General features: G+C 73.6%; 18 protein-coding genes. 5 read left to right on the top strand and 13 right to left on the bottom strand.

Translation table 11 applies throughout. The features are described from left to right. Positions 1-135: 135 nt before the first annotated feature. A complete protein-coding gene (locus ACFC0B_RS20540) occupies positions 136-387 on the top strand; it encodes a hypothetical protein (RefSeq protein ID WP_376087398.1) in 252 nt (83 codons plus the stop codon). 90 nt (positions 388-477) lie between these two features. Here ACFC0B_RS20540 and ACFC0B_RS20535 read toward each other — a convergent pair whose 3' ends face one another. The 3 genes from ACFC0B_RS20535 to ACFC0B_RS20525 all read right to left on the bottom strand — a co-directional run bounded on the left by ACFC0B_RS20535 (position 478) and on the right by ACFC0B_RS20525 (position 2523). Beyond that, a complete protein-coding gene (locus ACFC0B_RS20535) occupies positions 478-987 on the bottom strand; it encodes an FBP domain-containing protein (protein ID WP_376087397.1) in 510 nt (169 codons plus the stop codon). A 106-nt stretch (positions 988-1093) separates the two neighbouring features. Beyond that, complete coding sequence (locus ACFC0B_RS20530) at positions 1094-1639, bottom strand: HD domain-containing protein (RefSeq protein WP_376087395.1); 546 nt, start codon at positions 1637-1639, stop codon at positions 1094-1096. Then, a complete protein-coding gene (locus tag ACFC0B_RS20525; protein ID WP_376087393.1) occupies positions 1636-2523 on the bottom strand; it encodes an SAM-dependent methyltransferase in 888 nt (295 codons plus the stop codon). The genes ACFC0B_RS20530 and ACFC0B_RS20525 overlap by 4 nt, the downstream gene beginning before the upstream one ends. Before the next feature lie 273 nt (positions 2524-2796). Between ACFC0B_RS20525 and ACFC0B_RS20520 the strand changes: the two genes are divergently transcribed. Both ACFC0B_RS20520 and ACFC0B_RS20515 read left to right on the top strand, forming a co-directional pair. Next, positions 2797-3714 (top strand): polysaccharide deacetylase family protein, encoded by a 918-nt coding sequence (locus tag ACFC0B_RS20520; protein ID WP_376087391.1) that lies wholly within the window; start codon positions 2797-2799, stop codon positions 3712-3714. 46 nt (positions 3715-3760) lie between these two features. Continuing rightward, positions 3761-4759 (top strand): ketopantoate reductase family protein, encoded by a 999-nt coding sequence (locus ACFC0B_RS20515; RefSeq protein WP_376087389.1) that lies wholly within the window; start codon positions 3761-3763, stop codon positions 4757-4759. A gap of 4 nt (positions 4760-4763) precedes the next feature. Here ACFC0B_RS20515 and ACFC0B_RS20510 read toward each other — a convergent pair whose 3' ends face one another. Next, positions 4764-5582 (bottom strand): SDR family NAD(P)-dependent oxidoreductase, encoded by an 819-nt coding sequence (locus tag ACFC0B_RS20510; RefSeq protein ID WP_376087387.1) that lies wholly within the window; start codon positions 5580-5582, stop codon positions 4764-4766. Between the two features lie 295 nt (positions 5583-5877). Between ACFC0B_RS20510 and ACFC0B_RS20505 the strand changes: the two genes are divergently transcribed. Then, positions 5878-6747, top strand: a complete 870-nt coding sequence (locus tag ACFC0B_RS20505; protein ID WP_376087385.1) for a 3-hydroxybutyryl-CoA dehydrogenase — start codon at positions 5878-5880, stop codon at positions 6745-6747. A 415-nt stretch (positions 6748-7162) separates the two neighbouring features. Here ACFC0B_RS20505 and ACFC0B_RS20500 read toward each other — a convergent pair whose 3' ends face one another. From ACFC0B_RS20500 to infC, 9 genes are all read right to left on the bottom strand, one after another. Continuing rightward, positions 7163-7894 (bottom strand): hypothetical protein, encoded by a 732-nt coding sequence (locus ACFC0B_RS20500; protein WP_376087383.1) that lies wholly within the window; start codon positions 7892-7894, stop codon positions 7163-7165. 109 nt (positions 7895-8003) lie between these two features. Further along, entirely contained in the window at positions 8004-8840 is an 837-nt protein-coding gene (locus ACFC0B_RS20495; RefSeq protein ID WP_376087381.1) for a chitosanase, read from the bottom strand. A gap of 176 nt (positions 8841-9016) precedes the next feature. Further along, the gene (gene pheT / locus ACFC0B_RS20490; protein ID WP_376087379.1) at positions 9017-11518 is read right to left on the bottom strand and encodes a phenylalanine--tRNA ligase subunit beta; all 2502 of its coding nucleotides are present in this window, start codon (positions 11516-11518) and stop codon (positions 9017-9019) included. Further along, a complete protein-coding gene (gene pheS, locus ACFC0B_RS20485) occupies positions 11518-12639 on the bottom strand; it encodes a phenylalanine--tRNA ligase subunit alpha (protein WP_376087377.1) in 1122 nt (373 codons plus the stop codon). Before pheS ends, pheT begins: the two co-directional genes overlap by 1 nt. A 246-nt stretch (positions 12640-12885) precedes the next feature. Further along, positions 12886-13989, bottom strand: a complete 1104-nt coding sequence (locus ACFC0B_RS20480) for an ATP-binding protein (protein ID WP_376087375.1) — start codon at positions 13987-13989, stop codon at positions 12886-12888. Positions 13990-14116: 127 nt separating this feature from the next. Beyond that, positions 14117-14983, bottom strand: a complete 867-nt coding sequence (locus ACFC0B_RS20475) for a TrmH family RNA methyltransferase (RefSeq protein ID WP_376087373.1) — start codon at positions 14981-14983, stop codon at positions 14117-14119. 106 nt (positions 14984-15089) lie between these two features. Beyond that, positions 15090-15485 (bottom strand): 50S ribosomal protein L20, encoded by a 396-nt coding sequence (gene rplT, locus ACFC0B_RS20470; RefSeq protein WP_030395970.1) that lies wholly within the window; start codon positions 15483-15485, stop codon positions 15090-15092. Between the two features lie 109 nt (positions 15486-15594). Next, entirely contained in the window at positions 15595-15789 is a 195-nt protein-coding gene (gene rpmI, locus ACFC0B_RS20465) for a 50S ribosomal protein L35 (protein WP_030055648.1), read from the bottom strand. Between the two features lie 134 nt (positions 15790-15923). After that, positions 15924-16676, bottom strand: coding sequence for a translation initiation factor IF-3 (gene infC, locus ACFC0B_RS20460; protein ID WP_376087469.1), 753 nt, complete (start codon positions 16674-16676; stop codon positions 15924-15926). A 460-nt stretch (positions 16677-17136) separates the two neighbouring features. Between infC and ACFC0B_RS20455 the strand changes: the two genes are divergently transcribed. Beyond that, positions 17137-17514, top strand: coding sequence for a DUF1844 domain-containing protein (locus ACFC0B_RS20455; protein ID WP_376087371.1), 378 nt, complete (start codon positions 17137-17139; stop codon positions 17512-17514). Positions 17515-17639: the final 125 nt, after the last annotated feature.

The raw sequence follows: 17639 nt of genomic DNA, 5'->3' as shown, positions 1-17639 counted from the left end.
CGTCGCGCAAGGCCACGGCAGGTTCCTGCCGAATTGGTCTCGACCATTGCCCCGGGTCCGGGAAGCGGAGGAGGCTCACTCCGAAGCGCCGGGCGGGCAGTCCGGCGCTCGTGTCCGAAGAAGGAAGGCACCGGCATGGCACTGCGCAAGGCTGTTTCCACCATGGCGCTGGCTGGAATCCTCGCGGCGGGCGGGCTGATGGCCGCCCCGGCCGCCCAGGCGACCACCGCCAAGACGACCGCTGTCGTCTACGTCGGCATCTACTCGAGCGGTGAAGCCTGCCACGCCGCGGGCAAGGCCCTCGTGGCCCGGGGCGAGGCGTTCAACTACTTCTGCGACGTCCTCGACTTCCCGCCGTACACGGCCCGTCTGACCATCTGGGTCTGATCGCACGGCGGACGGGCCCGGCGACGTCTCCCGTCGCCGGGCCCGTCCGGCGGCCGCGGCCGCGGCCCGGGCTCGGACCCGGGATCGGGCTCAGGCGGCCAGGGTGTCGGTGCGGACCTGGTCCAGGAAGGCGCCCAGGTGGGCCACCGTCCGGGCGACCTGCTCCTCCAGCGGGAGCGACTCGTTGGGGCGGGTGACCGCCGCGGAGTTCTTGCGCCCGCGCACGTAGAGCGAGCAGGCGAGGTCGGCGCAGATGTAGGTGCCGACGGTGTTGCCCTCCCGTCCCGCCGCACCGGCCCGGCGGGCGGTGAGCAGCGCGACGCCGGAGCCCGCGTGGGCGGTGACGCACAGCGAGCAGACGTTGGTCTTGGTCAGGCTCCGCCGGAACGAGGGCACCCGCAGGGTGACGCCGACCAGCTCACCGCGGTGCTCGGCGACCAGGTAGCCGCGGTCGGGCGCGCCCTGGTCCCGCCAGCCGAGGAAGTCGAGGTCCTCCCAGGGGAGTTCGGCCAGCCCTCGGGGCAGGTTGAGTCGCCGCGCCTCGCCCTTGGAGCAGTTGACGAAGGACGCACGGATCTCGGGATCGGTCAGCGCTCGCATGCCTGGGAAGCTAACACCGCCCGGCCGTGCGCGTCGCCCGATTTTCCGCGCGCCGCACCCGAGCCGGACGGCCCGGTCGGACCCGGACGGACCTGGTCGGGCCCGGTCAGGCCACCGGGTGGGCGGCCTGGACGGCGAGCCGCCGCGGGGCGTCGGCGCCGATCCCGGCGAGCAGGTCGTCGAGGGCGAGGAACACCTCCCAGGGCTCGCGCCCGGACGCCTGCGCCAACCGGGCCACCACCCGGTCCTCCAGGTCGCGGACCCGGCTGTCCTTCCACGCCTTGTCGGCCAGGCTGACCAGCAGGTCCTCCACGGTGGCGCCGGGCGCGCCCCAGCTGCCGTGGGTGCCGGCGAAGCGGGCCAGGCGCTCCGGCACGCCGTGGGCCGGCAGCAGCTCGTACCCGGCCCGCTCGTGCAGCGAGCCGGGGACGGAGAGCTCCTCGCGGTGGACGGCCTTGCCGATGTCGTGGGTGGCCGCGCCGAACAGCACCGCCTCCCGGTCCACCGGCACCCCGTAGCCGGCGCACCCGTCGAGGATCGTCACGGCGACCTCGTGGACCAGCCCGAGGTGGGCGGTGAGCCGCGGCGGGGCGTCGACGGCCGCCAGCAGGGCGACCGCCGCCGCGGGCAGCGGCGGGGCGCCGGCGGTCATCCGCGCTTGAACGCGACGCCCGCGTAGGCCGAGACGTCCTGCCAGCCCTCGGGGAGGTCGGCGGTGCGGATGTGGCCGGCCTCGGGGCGCCAGAGCGGGAGCTGGACCAGGCCGGGGCCGGCGAACTCGAAGTCGCCGAAGAAGGGTTCGACGGCCGCACGGGGGCGCAGCACCAGCGGCGCGCTGGCGCTGCGGTAGACCCGGGTGCCCTCGGCGGCGCTCTCCCGGGAGGCGAAGTCGGGGCTGCCGTGCGAGAGGATCAGCGCGCTGCCGGGCGCGAGGGCGTCGCGCAGGGTGCGCACGATCCGCTCCGCGCCGTCCTCGTCGCGGATGAAGTGCAGGACGGCGACCAGCATCAGGGCGACCGGTTCGGCGAGGTCGACGGCGGCGCGCAGGGCGGGGTGCCCGAGGATCGCCTCGGGCTCGCGCAGGTCCGCCTCGATGACCGAGGTGTGCCCGGCCGGGTGGCCGGCCAGCAGGGCGCGCGCGTGGGTGGCCACGATCGGGTCGTTGTCGACGTAGACCACCCGGGCGTCCGGGGCGGCCCGGCGGGCGACCTCGCTGGTGGAGCCGACGGCGGGGATGCCGGTGCCGATGTCGAGGAACTGCCGGATGCCCCGGCCGGCGGCGAACTCGACGGCGCGGCCGAGGAACTCGCGGTTGGTGCGGGCCAGCAGCGGCAGCGCCGGGTAGGCGGCGATGGCGGCCTCGGCCGCCTTGCGGTCGGCCTCGAAGTTGTCCTTGCCGCCGAGGTAGTAGTCGTACATCCGGGCGGTGTGCGGGACCCCGGTGTCGAGCTCGGTCGGCGGCTGCCAGTCCTCGGCGCGCGCCCACTCCCAGTCGGTGCCGGTGACGCCGTGCTCCACCGTCCGGTCCTCGCTCATCTGCCGCCCCCTGGTCTCGTCGTGTCCGGAGTCTCCGCTGCCGGACGGATCCCGTCCCCGTGCCCCGCGACCGGCAGGCGGCCGATGGCGGCCCCCACCGCACGGTGCGCCGTGATCGTAACCGACGAAACGCCTCCGAAACAGCGGTAGTTCAGGTTTCCGCAGCATCCGAACCATGGTGTGTGTGCACGTCAAAGCCGGTCCCGGGGGATCCCCGGAGCGACCGCGGCCGGCGGTCGCCGCCGGGTGGTGCCGTCTCTATGCTGGCTGCCGATGACTGCCGACCGGCGCACCGTCCTGCGCACCACCGTCAAACTGGCCGCCCTCACCGCGGCCGGCGGCCTGCTCGCCGCCTGCGGCGACACCGGCCGCCGCCGGACCGACCCGGGCGCGTTCGCGGTGCGCCCGGGCACCATGGACCCGTCGGGCACCGTGGATCCGGCCTGGGCCGGCGGCGAGGGGCCCGCCTCCCCCGAGCCCGCCGCGACCGCGACCGCGACCGGAACCGCCGCGGCGGCCGCGACGCCCCCGCCCGCCGCCGCCACCACCCCGCCGCCCGCCCCGCCGGTGCTGCCGCCGCTGGCAGCCGGCACCCCCGTCGAGGTCGCGTACGGGCCGCGCACCGGCCGCAACGTCGCCCTGACCTTCCACGGCAGCGGCGACCCCGCGCTCGCCACCGCCCTGCTGGAGATCGCCGAGCGGCGCGGGGTCGGGCTCACCGTGATGGTCGTCGGCAGCTGGCTCGACCAGCAGCCGCAGATGGCCCGGCGGATCCTGGACGGCGGCCACGAGCTGGGCAACCACACCCAGAACCACCAGAACATCTCCACCATGGCGCCGGACCGGGCGCGCGCCGAGATCGCCCAGTGCGCGGAGCGGCTGCAGCGGCTCACCGGCTCGATCGGCCGCTGGTTCCGCCCCTCGGCCGCCCAGTACGCGACGCCGATGGTGCGGGAGCAGGCGAAGGCGGTCGGGTACGAGCACGTGCTCTCCTTCGACGTGGACCCGCGCGACTACGCCGACCCCAACGCCGCCGAACTGCAGCGCCGGGTGCTCGGCTCGGTGCGCGGCGGCTCGGTGGTCGCCCTGCACCTGGGCCACCGCTGCACGGTCGACGCGCTGCCCGGCATCCTCGACGGCCTCGGCAGGGCCGGCCTCACCCCGGTGACCGCGAGCCGCCTCTGCGCGTGACCACCCCGCCGCGGGCCCGCCGCCGGCCCGGTGGGATGCTGCGGACATGCGGTACATCATCATCGGGGCGGGTGCGGTGGGTGGCACGATCGGTGCCCGGCTGCACGAGGGCGGGCACGAGGTGCTCCTGGTCGCGCGCGGAGCGCACCTGGAGGCGCTGCGGGCGCAGGGCCTGCGGTTCGGTACCCCGGAGGGCGTGCGGACGCTGCGGATCCCGGCGGCCGGCGATCCCCGGGAGGTGGAGCTGCGGGCCGACGACGTGCTGGTGCTCGCCGTGAAGACGCAGGACACCGCCGCCGCGCTGGCCGCGTGGGCGCCGCGGCCGGTGGCCGGGGGCGGCACCGCCGCCGAGCGGCTGCCGCTGGTGTGCGCGCAGAACGGGGTGGAGAACGAGCGGCTCGCGCTGCGGCTGTTCCACGAGGTGCTGGCGATGTGCGTGTGGATGCCGTCCACCCATCTGGCACCGGGCCGGGTCAACGCCGGCGGCACGCCGGTGAGCGGGGTGCTGCGGCTGGGCGGCTACCCGTCCGGCACCGGTGGCGCCCGGGCCGCCGCGATCGCCGCCGACCTCGCCGCCTCCGGCTTCAGCGCCCCGGTGGCGGCGGACGTGATGAGCTGGAAGTACACCAAGCTGCTCGGCAACCTCGGCAACGCGCTGGACGCGGTGGCCGGCCGGACCGGGGACGACGCGGTGCGGGCGCTCCACGAGCGGGCCGCCGCGGAGGGCGCGGCCGTGCTGGCGGCGGCCGGCATCGCCCACCCCGACCGGGCCGAGCAGGCCCGCGAGGTGGGCGCGGTGCTGCGGCTGGCGCCGGTGGACGGCGAGGAGTGGGCCGGCTCGTCGTCCTGGCAGAGCCTGGCGCGCGGCACCGGCTCGATCGAGGCCGACCACCTGAACGGCGAGATCGTGCTGCTGGCCCGGCTGCACGGGGTGGCGGCGCCGCTCAACGAGGCGCTGCAGCGGCTGGCCGGGGAGTTCGCCCGCACCGGCCGCGCCCCGGGCTCGCTCACCGCGGCGGAGCTGGCGGCGCTCCGCGCGCTGTGAACGCTCAGCCCATCGGGTCGTCGGGCCCGTACGGGCGCAGCCGCAGCGTGCGGGCGTCCGCCGCGCGGATCTCCTCGGCCCGGCGGACGAGTTCCTCCAGGTCGTCCCGGCCGGCGTGCAGGAAGCGCCCGTGCAGCGCGTCGAAGCGCCCGCGGGCGGCGTCCACGGTGACGGCGACCATGTACGGGATGGAGCCCCAGTCCGTGGTGTCGTGGAACATCGGCATGCCGGCGGTCATGTCGGTGGCGACCGCGCCGGGGCTGATGTCGAGGATCACCACCTGGTGCTCGGCGAGCGAGTCGGCGAGGTTGTCGGAGAGCTTCAGCAGCGCGGCCTTGGAGGTGGCGTACGCGGTGTAGTGGCCGTCGGGGCGCAGCGCGAAGCCGGAGTTGAGGTTGACGACGCGGCCGCGGCGGCGGCGGACCATGCCGGGCAGGACGCAGCGCAGCAGGTTGTAGGGGCCGCGCAGGTTGACCTCGACGACCTGCCACCACTGGGTGACGTCGGTCTCCCAGAGCGGGACCTCGGCGCGGTCGATCGAGCCGGCGTTGTTGACCAGCAGGTCGACGGGCCCGAGGTCGCGTTCGACGAGGCGGACGGCTTCGCGGACCGAGCCGGGGCGGGTGACGTCGGCGGCGACGGCGACGCCGCGCGAGCCGTGCCGCACGCACTCCTTGAGGGTGTCGGTGAGCGTCTCCTGGGTGCGGCCGACGAGGCCGACGGCCATGCCCTCGGCGGCGAGGCCGACGGCGATCTCCCGGCCGATGCCGCGGCCGGCGCCGGTGACCAGGCCGACCTGTCCCGTGAGCGATCCCGTCGGCATGCCCGTGCTCCCTCCGTCCGTCCGTGACCACCCGCGGTCCGGGCCCGCATTCTGTCGTCCGGCGGGCCGGGGCGGCCCGCGAGCGCACCCGCGACGCGGGCGGACCCACCCGTTCGGGGGAAGGCGCCGGCCGGAGGGTCCCCCGGGGAGGGGATGACCTACTGGCCGGTAGGGAGTAGTAACGTCGTCGGGGCGGTACGCCGGTCCGCACATACCGGTGATCCCGGACCGCCGGACAGCAGCTGCTGGGCCACATGTCGCTGGGAGACCCCCAGCACCACCGAAGGGCAACTGAGTGAGTGACATCGCGCGCGTCGGAGTGATCGGCTGCGGACTCATGGGGTCGGGCATCGCGGAGGTCTTCGCCCGGGCGGGGCTGGACGTCCTGGTCGCCGAGGCCAGTGGGGAGGCGCTGGAGTTCGGGCGCGCCCGGCTGACCAACTCGCTGGACACCGCTGTGAAGCGGGGCAAGCTGACGCAGGAGCAGCGGGACGAGGCGCTGTCCCGGCTGGCGTTCACCGTCGACCTGGCGGACTTCGCCGACCGCGACCTGGTGGTCGAGGCGGTCGCCGAGCGCGCGGACGTCAAGGTGAAGATCTTCGAGACGCTGGACCGGGTGGTCGAGCGGCGGGACGCGATCCTCGCCTCGAACACCTCCTCGATCCCGATCGTGAAGCTGGCCGCCGCCACCTCCCGCCCGGAGCAGGTGATCGGCCTGCACTTCTTCAACCCGGCGCCGGTGCAGAAGCTGGTCGAGGTGATCCCGACCCTGACCACCTCGGCCACCACCACCGACCGGGTGGAGGCGTTCGCCACCGAGGTGCTGGAGAAGTCCCCGATCCGCGCCCGCGACCGGGCCGGCTTCGTGGTCAACGCGCTGCTGGTGCCGTACCTGCTGTCGGCGGTGCGGATGTTCGAGTCGGGCGTGGCGACCGCCTCCGACATCGACAAGGGCATGGAGGCCGGCTGCGCCCACCCGATGGGCCCGCTGCGGCTGTGCGACCTGATCGGCCTGGACACCATCGTCTCGATCGCCGAGTCGATGTACGACGAGTACAAGGAGCCGCTGTACGCCGCTCCCCCGCTGCTGTCCCGGATGGTCGACGCGGGCCTGCTGGGCCGCAAGTCCGGTCGCGGCTTCTACGACTACACCGCGACCGCCTGACACCGGGGCGGCGCGGAGGCGTCGCGGACGTGGCGGGGCCCGGGAGCGGTATCCAGCTCCCGGGCCCCTGGTGTGCCACCCAATTGCTGCGCACCGGCACGTTTAAGGGTGTGGGTCAGTCTCTACAGTGTCGCTCTGCCATTAAAGCTACCGCGCCACGGAGAGGCGCAGACGGGAGTCGAACCCGCAACCTACACTGTTGCGCACACCCGGTCGATCCGGCGCTCGGCGGCGAATGCTGAGACTTGAGCGAGAGTCTGAGTCTGACGGGGCGCCTCTGCCGCTTGGGCTACTCCGGCACGTGGTGCCGGAGGAGGGACTCGAACCCCCACCGTTTCCCCGGTATCAGCTTCAACTTCAGTATCAGCTTGCGCTTTTCGCGCCACCCCCGGTCTCACCCGGGGGGCTCGTGGGGCTACCCGAACAGGTAGCCGAACACCGCGTCGCCGACCCTCCGGTCGTCGATCTCGGCGCCGTTGGCCTCCTCGCGGGCGAACTGGACGGCCTGCTGGAGCTTCTCGACCCGCTCCAGGAGCTCGTTGACCCGCCGGGCGGGCAGGGCGCCGGAGAACTTCACGGTCGTCCAGTAGCCGATCGCGACGTCCTCGTAGTACACCTCGACCTGCGCCGGGTGCTTCTCGGTGGCCTCGGCCTTGACGTGGTTGCGCGGCACCTTCCTGGTCCGGATGGTGCGCACCGCCTCGGTCTTCCAGGAGTCCGTGGACGGGTCGTGGCTCCAGGCCTCGGCGGCGTCCAGGACGGGCAGCTTGCGGACGAAGGTCCGCAGGTCGGTGAGCTGCTTCTCCAGGAAGAGCAGGTAGGTGACCGGCACCGCGGCGACCAGCGTGCGGCCGTCGACGACGACGTCGGCGCGGGCCTCGGTGTTGGCCCAGTCCTTGGTCGCGGTGACGTCGAACAGCCGGGTCAGGGTGGTGGCCGTGGCCCGCAGCACGTCCTCGGCCTTGACCTGGACCCGGGTGGACTCGGGGGGAAGCTGCTCGCCCTCCTCGTCCTTGGGCTGGTACGTCCGGGAGATGCCGGCCAGCAACGCGGGCTTCTGCAGGTCCTGGTGGGACTGCGTCAGCTCCTGGAAGGACTTCGACTTGACGCCCTTTTCGACGGCGATGATCTGGTTCAGCTTTGCCACGTCGGGGACGCTACCAGCGCGGGTGTTCGGACGTCATGCGATTAAAGGAGGCCGGCGGCGGGAGGCCCGGCCGGGCGCCGGACGCCTCCCGCCGCCGCACGGCGGCGCGTCAGCTGTTGATGGCGTAGCTGTCGCCGTAGACCTTCCACTTCAGCGGCGGGTTGAGGTCGAAGTTCTTCGCGTTGAGGAAGACCAGCTGCTCGGTGTCGACCCGGCTGGTGTCGGCGTGCGCCTCCTCCTTCTTCATGACGACCTTGCGGGCCTCCAGGAAGGCCTTGAGGTAGGTGGCCTCGTCGCCGCCCTGGGCGGGGCTCTTGGCCTTCTTCAGGGCGGCGGCGCGGATCCCGCCGAAGCTGTCGGAGCCGGAGCCGGGGCCGTGCATGACGATGGCGTCGTAGTAGACGAACTGGCCGAGCGCGCGCAGGCCGTCGGCCTTGGCCTGCTTGACCGAGGGGTTGAAGTAGACGCGGTCGCGCTCGTCGTTCTGGGCCTGCTGGAAGACCGTGTCCTTGGCGGCGGTCGCCCAGTCCCGCTCGAAGGCGGAGCCGAGGCCGGAGTGCGAGTCGGTGCCGTTGACCTTGCGCAGCGCCGGGAGGTACTTGGCGAGGACGTTGCCCGGCTTGAGGGTGGTGTAGTACTCGACCAGGTCGAGCATGTCACCGGTGCCGGAACAGAAGCCGATGATGCCGGCGGTGTAGCCGCGGCCGTCCTTGATGTCCTCGATGTACTTGTACTGGGCCTTCCAGTCGAGGGAGGAGTTCTCGGCGCTGGACACCAGCTGCATGGCGATGTCCTTCTTGTGCGGGTCGTCCAGGCCCGCGGCGGCGAGCCGGACGGTGCCGGCGGCGGGCGCGGCGTGCGCGGCGCCGGCGGCCGCGACGGTGGCCGGGGCGGCCACGAGCAGGGCGGCGAGGGCGAGGCGGGCGGTGCGGTGGTGAGTACGCATCTGACGCTCCGTTTCCCTGATCCGGACATGGGGGTGGCCGGACTCCTGAGAGAGTTAGGAAAGTTTCCTAACTTGATTGAAGCGTTCACGACGGGCGCGGCGCAAGGGGGTTGCCCGCAAGGGCACGCGAAGGGGCCCCGGCCGGTGGTCCGGCCGGGGCCCCTTCGGGACGGGCGTCAGGCGCCGCGCAGCACCGCGCCGGTGCGGGCGACGGCCTCGGCGACGGCCGCCTCGCGGGCGGCGCTCGCCTCGTCGGCGGTCAGCGTCCGGTCCGCGGCGCGGAACCGCAGCGCGTACGCCAGCGACTTCTTGCCCGCGCCGACCTGCTCGCCGGTGAAGACGTCGAACAGCCGGATCGCCTCCAGCAGTTCGCCGGCCCCGGAGCACAGCGCGGCCTCCACGTCGGCGGCGTGCACCCCGGCGTCGACGATCAGCGCGACGTCCTGGGTGGCCACCGGGAAGCCGGAGACCGCCGGGCCGTCGACCCGCACGGCGCCGTCGGCGGCCAGCAGGTCCAGGTCGAGCTCCATCGCGCCGGTGCGCTCGGGCAGGCCCATCGCCTTGACGACGCGCGGGTGCAGCTCACCGGCGTGGCCGACCACGCGGTCGGTGCCGGCCACCACCAGCTCGGCGCAGCGGCCCGGGTGCCACGGCATCAGCCGGCCCGGGCGCACGGCCAGCTCCACGCCGGCGGCGCGGGCCACCGTACGGGCGGCCTCGATCGCGTCGGCCCAGGTCGCCGGAGCGCCCTTGCCCCACCAGCCGGACGGCAGCCGCTCGCCGGCCAGCGCGACGACCACCCGGCGCGGCTGGTGCGGCAGCGCGGCGTCCAGCGCCGCCAGCTCCTCGGCGCTGGGCCGGCGGTCGACGGCCGGACGCGGGGCGACCGACAGCTCGTCCTTCGGCAGGAACACCGTGCCCGTCTCGAAGATCGCCAGATCGGTGTTGCCGCGGCCGACGTTGCGGCGCAGCGCCCCGAGCAGGCCCGGCAGCAGCGTGGTGCGCAGCCCCGGCTCCTCGTCGTTGAGCGGGTTGACCAGGGTGACGGTGCGCCGCCGCCGGTCCTCCGGCTCCAGGCCGAGCGCCTCGAAGGAGGCCTCGCCGACGAACGGGTAGTTGTTGACCTCGACGTAGCCCGCGCCGGCCAGCGCGACGCCGACCCGGCGGTGCATCCGCTGCGCCTCGGTCAGGCCCTTGCCCGGCGGGACGGTGGGCATCCGGGCGGGGACGTTGTCGTAGCCCTCCAGCCGGATGACCTCCTCGGCGAGGTCGTACGGGTCGGTGAGGTCGGGGCGCCAGGTCGGCGGGGTGACCTCCAGGACGTCGGCGCCGGAGACCGAGCAGCCGATCTCCTGCAGGCGCCGGGTGACGGTCTCGCGGCCGTACGCGGTGCCGGCGACCCGGTCGGGCAGGTCGGCGGCGATGGTGATGGTGCGCACCGGGTGCGGGGCGGCGATGTCGGTGACCCCGGCCTCGGCGGTGCCGCCGGCGATCAGCACCAGCAGGTCGACGGCGCGCTGCGCGGCGGCGCGGGCGGCCTCGGGGTCGACGCCGCGCTCGAAGCGCTTGGACGCCTCGGAGGGCAGCTTGTGCCGCTTGGCGCCGCGGGCGATGGCGACCGCGTCGAAGTGCGCCGCCTCGATGATCACCTCGGTGGTGCCCGGGCCGGCGGCCGGGTCGAGGATCTCGGTGGAGGCGCCGCCCATGACCCCGGCCAGGCCGATCGGGCCGCTGTTGTCGCAGATCAGCAGGTCCTCGGCGGACAGCGTGCGCCGGACGCCGTCGAGGGTGGTGAGGCTCTCGCCCTCCTCCGCCCGGCGGACCGTGATCGGGCCGTCGACGCGCTGCTTGTCGTAGGCGTGCAGCGGCTGGCCGACCTCCAGCATCACGTAGTTGGTGATGTCGACGGCGAGCGAGATCGGGCGGATGCCCGCCTTCTGCAGTCGGCGCTGGAGCCAGATCGGGGACTTGGCGGCCGGGTCGAGGCCGACGACGGTGCGGGCCACGAAGCGGTCGCAGCCGACCGGGTCGTTGACCTTCACCAGGTAGCCGAAGGAGTTGGCCGGCGGCACGTCGAGCAGCGCCGGGTCGGCCAGCGGCAGCCCGTAGGCGGCGGCGGCCTCGCGGGCGACGCCGCGCATCGACAGGCAGTAGCCGCGGTCCGGGGTGACGGCGATGTCGAGCACCTCGTCGACGAGCTGGAGCAGCTCGATGGCGTCGGTGCCGGGCTCGAACTCGGGCGGGAGCACGATGATGCCGTGGTGGTCGTCGCCCATGCCGAGCTCGCGGGCCGAGCAGATCATGCCGGCCGAGGTGTGGCCGTAGGTCTTGCGGGCGGCGATCGGGAACGGGCCGGGGAGCACGGCGCCGGGGAGCACCACGACGACCTTGTCGCCGACGGCGAAGTTGGTGGCGCCGCAGACGATCTCCTGCGGCTCGCCGGTGCCGTTGGCGTTGCCGACGTTGACGAAGCAGTGCCGGATCGGCTTCTTGAAGCCGGTCAGCTCCTCGATGGAGAGCACCTCGCCGACCACCAGCGGGCCCTTGAGGTCGCCGCCGAGCTGCTCGACGGTCTCGACCTCCAGGCCGGCGCGGACCAGCCGCTCGGCCACGTCGCGACCGGTCTCACCGGCCGGCAGGTCGACGTACTCGCGCAGCCAGGAAAGCGGGACGCGCATCAGATCTCCATCCCGAACGGGAGGGTGAAGCGCACGTCACCCTCGACCATGTCGCGCATGTCGGCGACGTTGTGACGGTTCATCAGGATTCGCTCCAGGCCCAGGCCGAAGGCGAAGCCGCTGTAGCGGTTGGGGTCCACGCCGCAGGCGACGAGCACCCGCGGGTTGACCACGCCGCAGCCGCCGAGCTCGATCCAGCCCTCGGAGCCGCAGGTGCGGCAGGGGCGGTCCGGGTTGCCGACCGACGCGCCGCGGCACACGAAGCACTGCAGGTCGATCTCGGCGCTCGGCTCGGTGAACGGGAAGTAGGACGGCCGCCAGCGCAGCTCCAGGCCGTCGCCGATCAGGGTCGAGACGAGCTGCTCGATGGTGCCCTTGAGGTCGGCGAAGGTGATGCCCTCGTCCACCGCCAGGCCCTCGACCTGGCGGAAGACCGGGGTGTGGGTGGCGTCCAGCTCGTCGGTGCGGTAGACCCGGCCGGGGCAGACCACGTAGACGGGGGGCTCGCGGTCGAGCAGGGTGCGGGCCTGGACCGGGGAGGTCTGGGTGCGCAGCACCACGCCGGAGTCGGCGGAGCCGTCCGGGGCCTGTACGAAGAAGGTGTCCTGCATGGAGCGGGCCGGGTGGTCCGGGCCCAGGTTGAGGGCGTCGAAGTTGAGCCACTCGGCCTCGACCTCGGGGCCCTCGGCGACCTGGTAGCCCATCGCGACGAAGGTGTCCTCGATGCGCTCGGCCAGCGTGGTCAGCGGGTGGCGGGCGCCGCGCGGGGTGCGGTCGTAGGGCAGCGTGACGTCCACCGCCTCCTCGACCAGCACGCGCGCGTCGCGCTCGGCCTCCAGTTCGGCCTGCCGCTTGGCGAGCGCCTGGTTGACGGCGCCCCGGGCCTGGCCGATCAGCTTGCCGGCCGCGGCCTTGGCGTGCGGGGGGAGGGCGCCGATCTCGCGGTTGGCGAGGGACAGGGCGGAGCGGTCGCCGGTGTGGGCGACCTTGGCCTGCTTCAGCTCGTCGAGGCTGGTGGCGGCGGCGAACGCGGCGACGGCCTCGTCCCGGGCCGCCTCCACCACCTCGGGCTTGAGGGCCTCGACCTCGACCGGGTCGTACGACTTGTTGGGTGCCGACATCTCTATCTTCCCGTGCTCCTGCTCGTCCGTGCTCAGGTAAGGGGCTCGTGCCTTCGCGTCACGCCCGGCGTGGCCGGGGCACGGGCAGCCGTTCTCCGAACCGGGGAGGCGGGGTGTCCGCGGCGCGGCCGCGCGGGGCGTTCCACAACGCCAAAGGTCGAGTGTAGTCGCAGCGCGTAGCGCGGCTGCCGTCAAGCCCGTCCGGGGAACCGGCCACAGCGTGCCGCTCCTGCCGTTCATGCTCCTTCAGAGCATGAAGTCGGGCACCCCGGAGGGCAGGATAAATCGGAACCGGGCGCCGCCGCCGGGCGCGCGGTCGACGCGGATCGAGCCGCCGTGGGCCTCCACGATGCCCTTGACGATGTAGAGGCCGAGCCCGGTGCCGCCGCGCTTGGAGCCGCGCCAGAAGCGGGTGAAGACGCGCGGCACCGCCTCCTCGGGGATGCCGCTGCCTTCGTCGCTCACGGTGACCGCTGTGCCTTCCACGATGCGGGGCGGGGTGCCGGGGCGCTCCCAGACGGGGGCCTCGACGACCTCCTTGGCCGGTGCCACCTCGATGGTGACAGTCCCCTCGCCGTGTCGCACGGCATTTTCCAGCAGGTTGGCGAGCACCTGGTCGACCTTGTCGGGGTCGGCCCACAGCACGGTGAGCGGCTCGCTGACCCTGATGTCGAAGCGCTCCTCGGGGATGCCAGTGGCGACCTTGCGCTCGACGTGCCGGCGCACGGCGGCGGCCAGGTCGACGACCTGCTTGCGCAGCTCCAGCCGGCCGGCGTCGATCCGGGAGATGTCGAGCAGCTCGGCGATCAGCCGGGTGACCCGGTCGGCGTCGGCGTCCACGGTCTCCAGCATCAGCCGCTTCTGCCCGTCGGTGAACCGCTCCCACTTGGCGAGCAGGGTCGCGGTGAACCCCTTGACGCTGGTGAGCGGCGAGCGCAGCTCGTGCGCGACGGTGGCGATCAGCTCGGCGTGGCTGCGCTCGGTGCGGCGGCGCGCCTCGGTGCCGCGCAGGGCGATCACCAGCCGCTCCAGCGGGCCGCCGGGACGCTCACGCACGTAGCGGGCGGAGACCAGCACCTCGCGGCCGCCGGGCAGCAGCAGGTTGCGCTCCGGCTGCCCGGTGCGGACGGCCAGGCCGCCGTAGGGGTCGGTCAGCTGCCACCAGCGGCGGCCGTCCAGGTCCTCCAGCGGCAGGACGTCCTCCAGCGCGCTGCCGAGCGCGGCCTGCGGGGCGACGCCGGTCAGCCGGACGGCGGCGCGGTTGAAGCAGACCACCCGGCCCAGGGCGTCGGCGACCACCAGGCCGTCCGGCAGCTCGTCCGGGTCGAGCTCTGGCCCGCTGCCGACCATGGGTGTCCTCCCCGATTACCCACCGTGTCTTTCCCCCCACCGAGGCAGACCCTAGCGCCTCACAGCCCCGCGTAATAGGGCATGGCCGACGATTCGCGTCGGATCGGAGCCGGGGTCGGCGCGCGGGTCACCGCTCGGCGCGGCACCCGCCGGGCGAGCGCTGCGCGCGGGCCGAGGCGTAGAGGCAGACGGCGGCGGCGGTGGCCAGGTTGAGGCTCTCGGCGTGCCCGTGGATCGGCACGCGCACGACCTCGTCGGTCAGTGCGCGGGTCTCCTCGGGGAGCCCCCACGCCTCGTTGCCGAACACCCATGCGCCGGGCGCGCCCAGGGTGCCCTCGTCGAGCTCCCGGTCGAGGTCGCGCTCCCCCGCGCCGTCGGCGGCGAGCACCCGCACCCCGGCCTCGCGCAGCCGCCCGATCGCCTCCTCGACCGGCACGCCGACGGCGACCGGGAGGTGGAAGAGGCTGCCGACCGAGGCCCGGACGGCCTTCGGGTTGTACAGGTCGACGGAGGCGTCGGTGAGCACCACGGCGTCCGCGCCGGCCGCGTCGGCGGTGCGCAGCACGGTCCCGGCGTTGCCGGGGTCGCGGACGTGCGCGAGCACCGCGACCAGCTGCGGGCGGGCGGCGAGGACGTCGGCGAAGGGCGTGTCGATGAAGCGGCAGAGCGCGACGATGCCCTGCGGGGTCACCGTGTCGCAGATGTCGGCGATGACCTCGTCGGTGGCGGTGAGCACCGGCAGCCCCTCGGCGCGGGCGGCCTCGACGATCGCGGCGTGCCGCTCGGCGGCCTCGGCGGTGGCGTACACCTCGACGACGGCGTGCTCCCCCGAGCCCGGCAGCCGCCCGAACGCGATGGCCTCGCGCACGGCCTGCGGGCCCTCGGCGAGGAAGCGGCGCTCCTTGCCGCGCTGGCTCCGCTTGGCGAGCCGCCGGGCCGCGACCACGCGGGGCGAGCGCAGGGAGGTGAGCAGGGGGGTGTCGGTGCTCGGCATGATCTCGTCTCTGTCCTGGCCGGCCGGGGTGACCGGGGTAACGCAAAACCGGACCCGCAGGATCGAGCCTGCGGGTCCGGTCAGCTCAACTCGACTGATCCGGGGATCAGGCGGCGTCGGCGGCGGCCTTCGGGGCGTTCACGTCGGCCGGCAGCGCCTTCTGGGCGACCTCGACCAGGGCGGCGAACGCACCCGGGTCGTTGACGGCCAGGTCGGCCAGCATCTTGCGGTCGATCTCGACGCTGGCGGCCTTCAGGCCCTGCACGAAGCGGTTGTAGGTGATGCCGTTGGCACGGGCCGCAGCGTTGATGCGCTGGATCCACAGCTGACGGAAGTCGCCCTTGCGCTTCTTGCGGTCGTTGAAGTTGTAGACCAGCGAGTGGGTGACCTGCTCCTTGGCCTTGCGGTACAGGCGCGAGCGCTGGCCGCGGTAGCCGCTGGCGCGCTCCAGGATGACCCGGCGCTTCTTGTGGGCGTTGACTGCCCGCTTGACGCGTGCCACTTGATTACTCCTTGGGTTGGACCACGGACTACTTCACGTGGTCCGTCATTCGAATGGGTCGGGAAGGATCAGCTGCCCCGCACGCGGCTCGCGCCGGGCGGGAGGGCGATCACTTGCCGAGAAGCTTCTTGATCTTCTTGGCGTCGGCGGGGGCCAGCTCGACCGTCCCGGCCAGCTTGCGGGTCAGCGTCGAGGGCTTGTGCTCCAGGAGGTGGCGGCGGCCGGCGCGCTCGCGCAGCACCTTGCCAGAGCCACTGATCTTGAAGCGCTTGCTGGCGCCACTGTGCGTCTTCTGCTTCGGCATTTCGCCGTATCTCCTCGTCGGTCCGTCCACGCCCGCGCGGTGTGCGCCGCGCGGGCGTGAAGGATGGATCTGCGGTGACCGGGCGGGGCGCCCCGTCACCCTGTGGCCGGTCTCCCGGGCCTGACCTGGGGAGGTCAGGCGCCCTGGGAGGCCTCGGCCGGCTGCTCGACCGGAGCGGCGGCCTCGGGGGCCTCCACCTCGGCAGCGGCGTCCTGGGCCTCGGCGGCGGCGTCCTGGGCCTCGGCAGGCTGGTCGGTCTCGGTGATGTCGACATCGACGTCGGCGTCGGCGTCGGCGTCCGCGCCGGCGGTGCGGCCCTGGCGCTCGGCCTTGCGGGCGTCCGCGGCCGCACGGGCCTCGGCCATCGCCTCGGTCTTCTTCTTGTGCGGGCCGAGAACCATGATCATGTTACGGCCGTCCTGCTTCGGCGAGGACTCGACGAAGCCCAGGTCCTGGACGTCGTCGGCGAGCCGCTGGAGCAGACGGAAGCCCAGCTCGGGGCGGGACTGCTCACGACCGCGGAACATGATCGTGATCTTGACCTTGTCGCCCTGCTTGAGGAACCGGACGACGTGACCCTTCTTGGTGTCATAGTCGTGCGGGTCGATCTTCGGCCGGAGCTTCATCTCCTTGATGACCGTGTGCGCCTGGTTCTTGCGCGCCTCACGGGCCTTCATGGCCGACTCGTACTTGAACTTGCCGTAGTCCATGAGCTTGCACACCGGCGGCCGGGCGGTCGCCGCGACCTCGACCAGGTCGAGGTCGTACTCCTGTGCGAGCTCCAGCGCCTTGGCAAGCGGCACGATGCCGACCTGCTCGCCGCTGGGACCGACGAGTCGCACCTCGGGGACGCGAATCCGGTCGTTGATGCGGGGCTCGGTGCTGATGGGGCCTCCTCGGTTGCACCTTCTGCGATGCGGCCGTCGGACGGCGGTCGCACGTAGTGGACTCGACCACTGGGCGGGGCTTCATTCGTGCTGCGCTGTGCCCGGCTCCGTTCGGCCGTTCACACCGCGACACGAAAAAAGCCCCGCTCGGTACAAGCGGGGCTCCACACAACCGGGGGCGGCACCCGGTGAGGGGCGCTGCGGCGACCGTCGGCGCACTGGGCGCCCGTCGCGGACCGGACCCGTCGACCGTGAGGCCGATCAGGTGGGAGACTTTCGCGGTTGCCCTCTCGGGCCTCCTGGGTGGAGCCTCCACTTGCTGGCCGGACCTCCGTCAGGACGTCTGGCCGGTCAGTCTCGAAGCATACAGCGCCGAGGGGTCGAACGCCATTCCGCCCCCGCGCGGCCCGGCTTGTACGCTCCCTCTGTACGGACACCGGCACGACGGAACGAGCCCCCCTTGAGCAGCGAGACCACCCAGAACCCCGCCGCGGACGACGAGGCGATCGGCTTCGACGACCTCACCCGGGACATCGCCGAGGTCCCGGCCGTCGAGGTGATCACCACCGTCGCGGTGCACCTGATGAGCGCGGCCGCCGTGAAGTGCGGCCTCGCCGAGGGCGGCGAGAAGGACAAGGACCTCGACGAGGCCCGCAAGCTCATCACCGCGCTGGCCGGACTCGTCACCGCGGGCGCCCCGGAGGTCAGCAACTTCCACGCCGCGCCGCTGCGCGACGGCCTGCGCTCGCTGCAGCTGGCCTTCCGCGAGGCCTCGATCGTCCCGGACGCCCCGGGTGCCGGGCCGGGCGAGAAGTTCACCGGTCCGGTCTACTCCTGAGACCCCGAACGGCGGTGGTGGGGGGGCGGGGGCGGTCTTCCGCGGCACCCCCCACGACCACACCCCCCACACGTAGACCGCCGACGCGCGCCGGGGCCCCGGCCCGAACCCCCCCGACCCCCCCA

The organism is Kitasatospora sp. NPDC056184, assembly GCF_042268405.1.
In the GTDB taxonomy this organism is placed as follows: Bacteria; Actinomycetota; Actinomycetes; order Streptomycetales; family Streptomycetaceae; genus Kitasatospora.
The sequence above is the reverse complement of the archived record's forward strand: the minus strand, read 5'-3'. Positions and strand labels throughout refer to the sequence as shown.

Coding starts and splice junctions, on each gene's coding strand:
- ACFC0B_RS20540 (WP_376087398.1), top strand. CDS start 136: ATGGCACTGCGCAAGGCTGTTTCCACCATGGCGCTGGCTGGAATCCTC.
- ACFC0B_RS20535 (WP_376087397.1), bottom strand. CDS start 987: ATGCGAGCGCTGACCGATCCCGAGATCCGTGCGTCCTTCGTCAACTGC.
- ACFC0B_RS20530 (WP_376087395.1), bottom strand. CDS start 1,639: ATGACCGCCGGCGCCCCGCCGCTGCCCGCGGCGGCGGTCGCCCTGCTG.
- ACFC0B_RS20525 (WP_376087393.1), bottom strand. CDS start 2,523: ATGAGCGAGGACCGGACGGTGGAGCACGGCGTCACCGGCACCGACTGG.
- ACFC0B_RS20520 (WP_376087391.1), top strand. CDS start 2,797: ATGACTGCCGACCGGCGCACCGTCCTGCGCACCACCGTCAAACTGGCC.
- ACFC0B_RS20515 (WP_376087389.1), top strand. CDS start 3,761: ATGCGGTACATCATCATCGGGGCGGGTGCGGTGGGTGGCACGATCGGT.
- ACFC0B_RS20510 (WP_376087387.1), bottom strand. CDS start 5,582: ATGCCGACGGGATCGCTCACGGGACAGGTCGGCCTGGTCACCGGCGCC.
- ACFC0B_RS20495 (WP_376087381.1), bottom strand. CDS start 8,840: ATGCGTACTCACCACCGCACCGCCCGCCTCGCCCTCGCCGCCCTGCTC.
- pheT (WP_376087379.1), bottom strand. CDS start 11,518: ATGCGCGTCCCGCTTTCCTGGCTGCGCGAGTACGTCGACCTGCCGGCC.
- pheS (WP_376087377.1), bottom strand. CDS start 12,639: ATGTCGGCACCCAACAAGTCGTACGACCCGGTCGAGGTCGAGGCCCTC.
- ACFC0B_RS20480 (WP_376087375.1), bottom strand. CDS start 13,989: ATGGTCGGCAGCGGGCCAGAGCTCGACCCGGACGAGCTGCCGGACGGC.
- ACFC0B_RS20475 (WP_376087373.1), bottom strand. CDS start 14,983: ATGCCGAGCACCGACACCCCCCTGCTCACCTCCCTGCGCTCGCCCCGC.
- rpmI (WP_030055648.1), bottom strand. CDS start 15,789: ATGCCGAAGCAGAAGACGCACAGTGGCGCCAGCAAGCGCTTCAAGATC.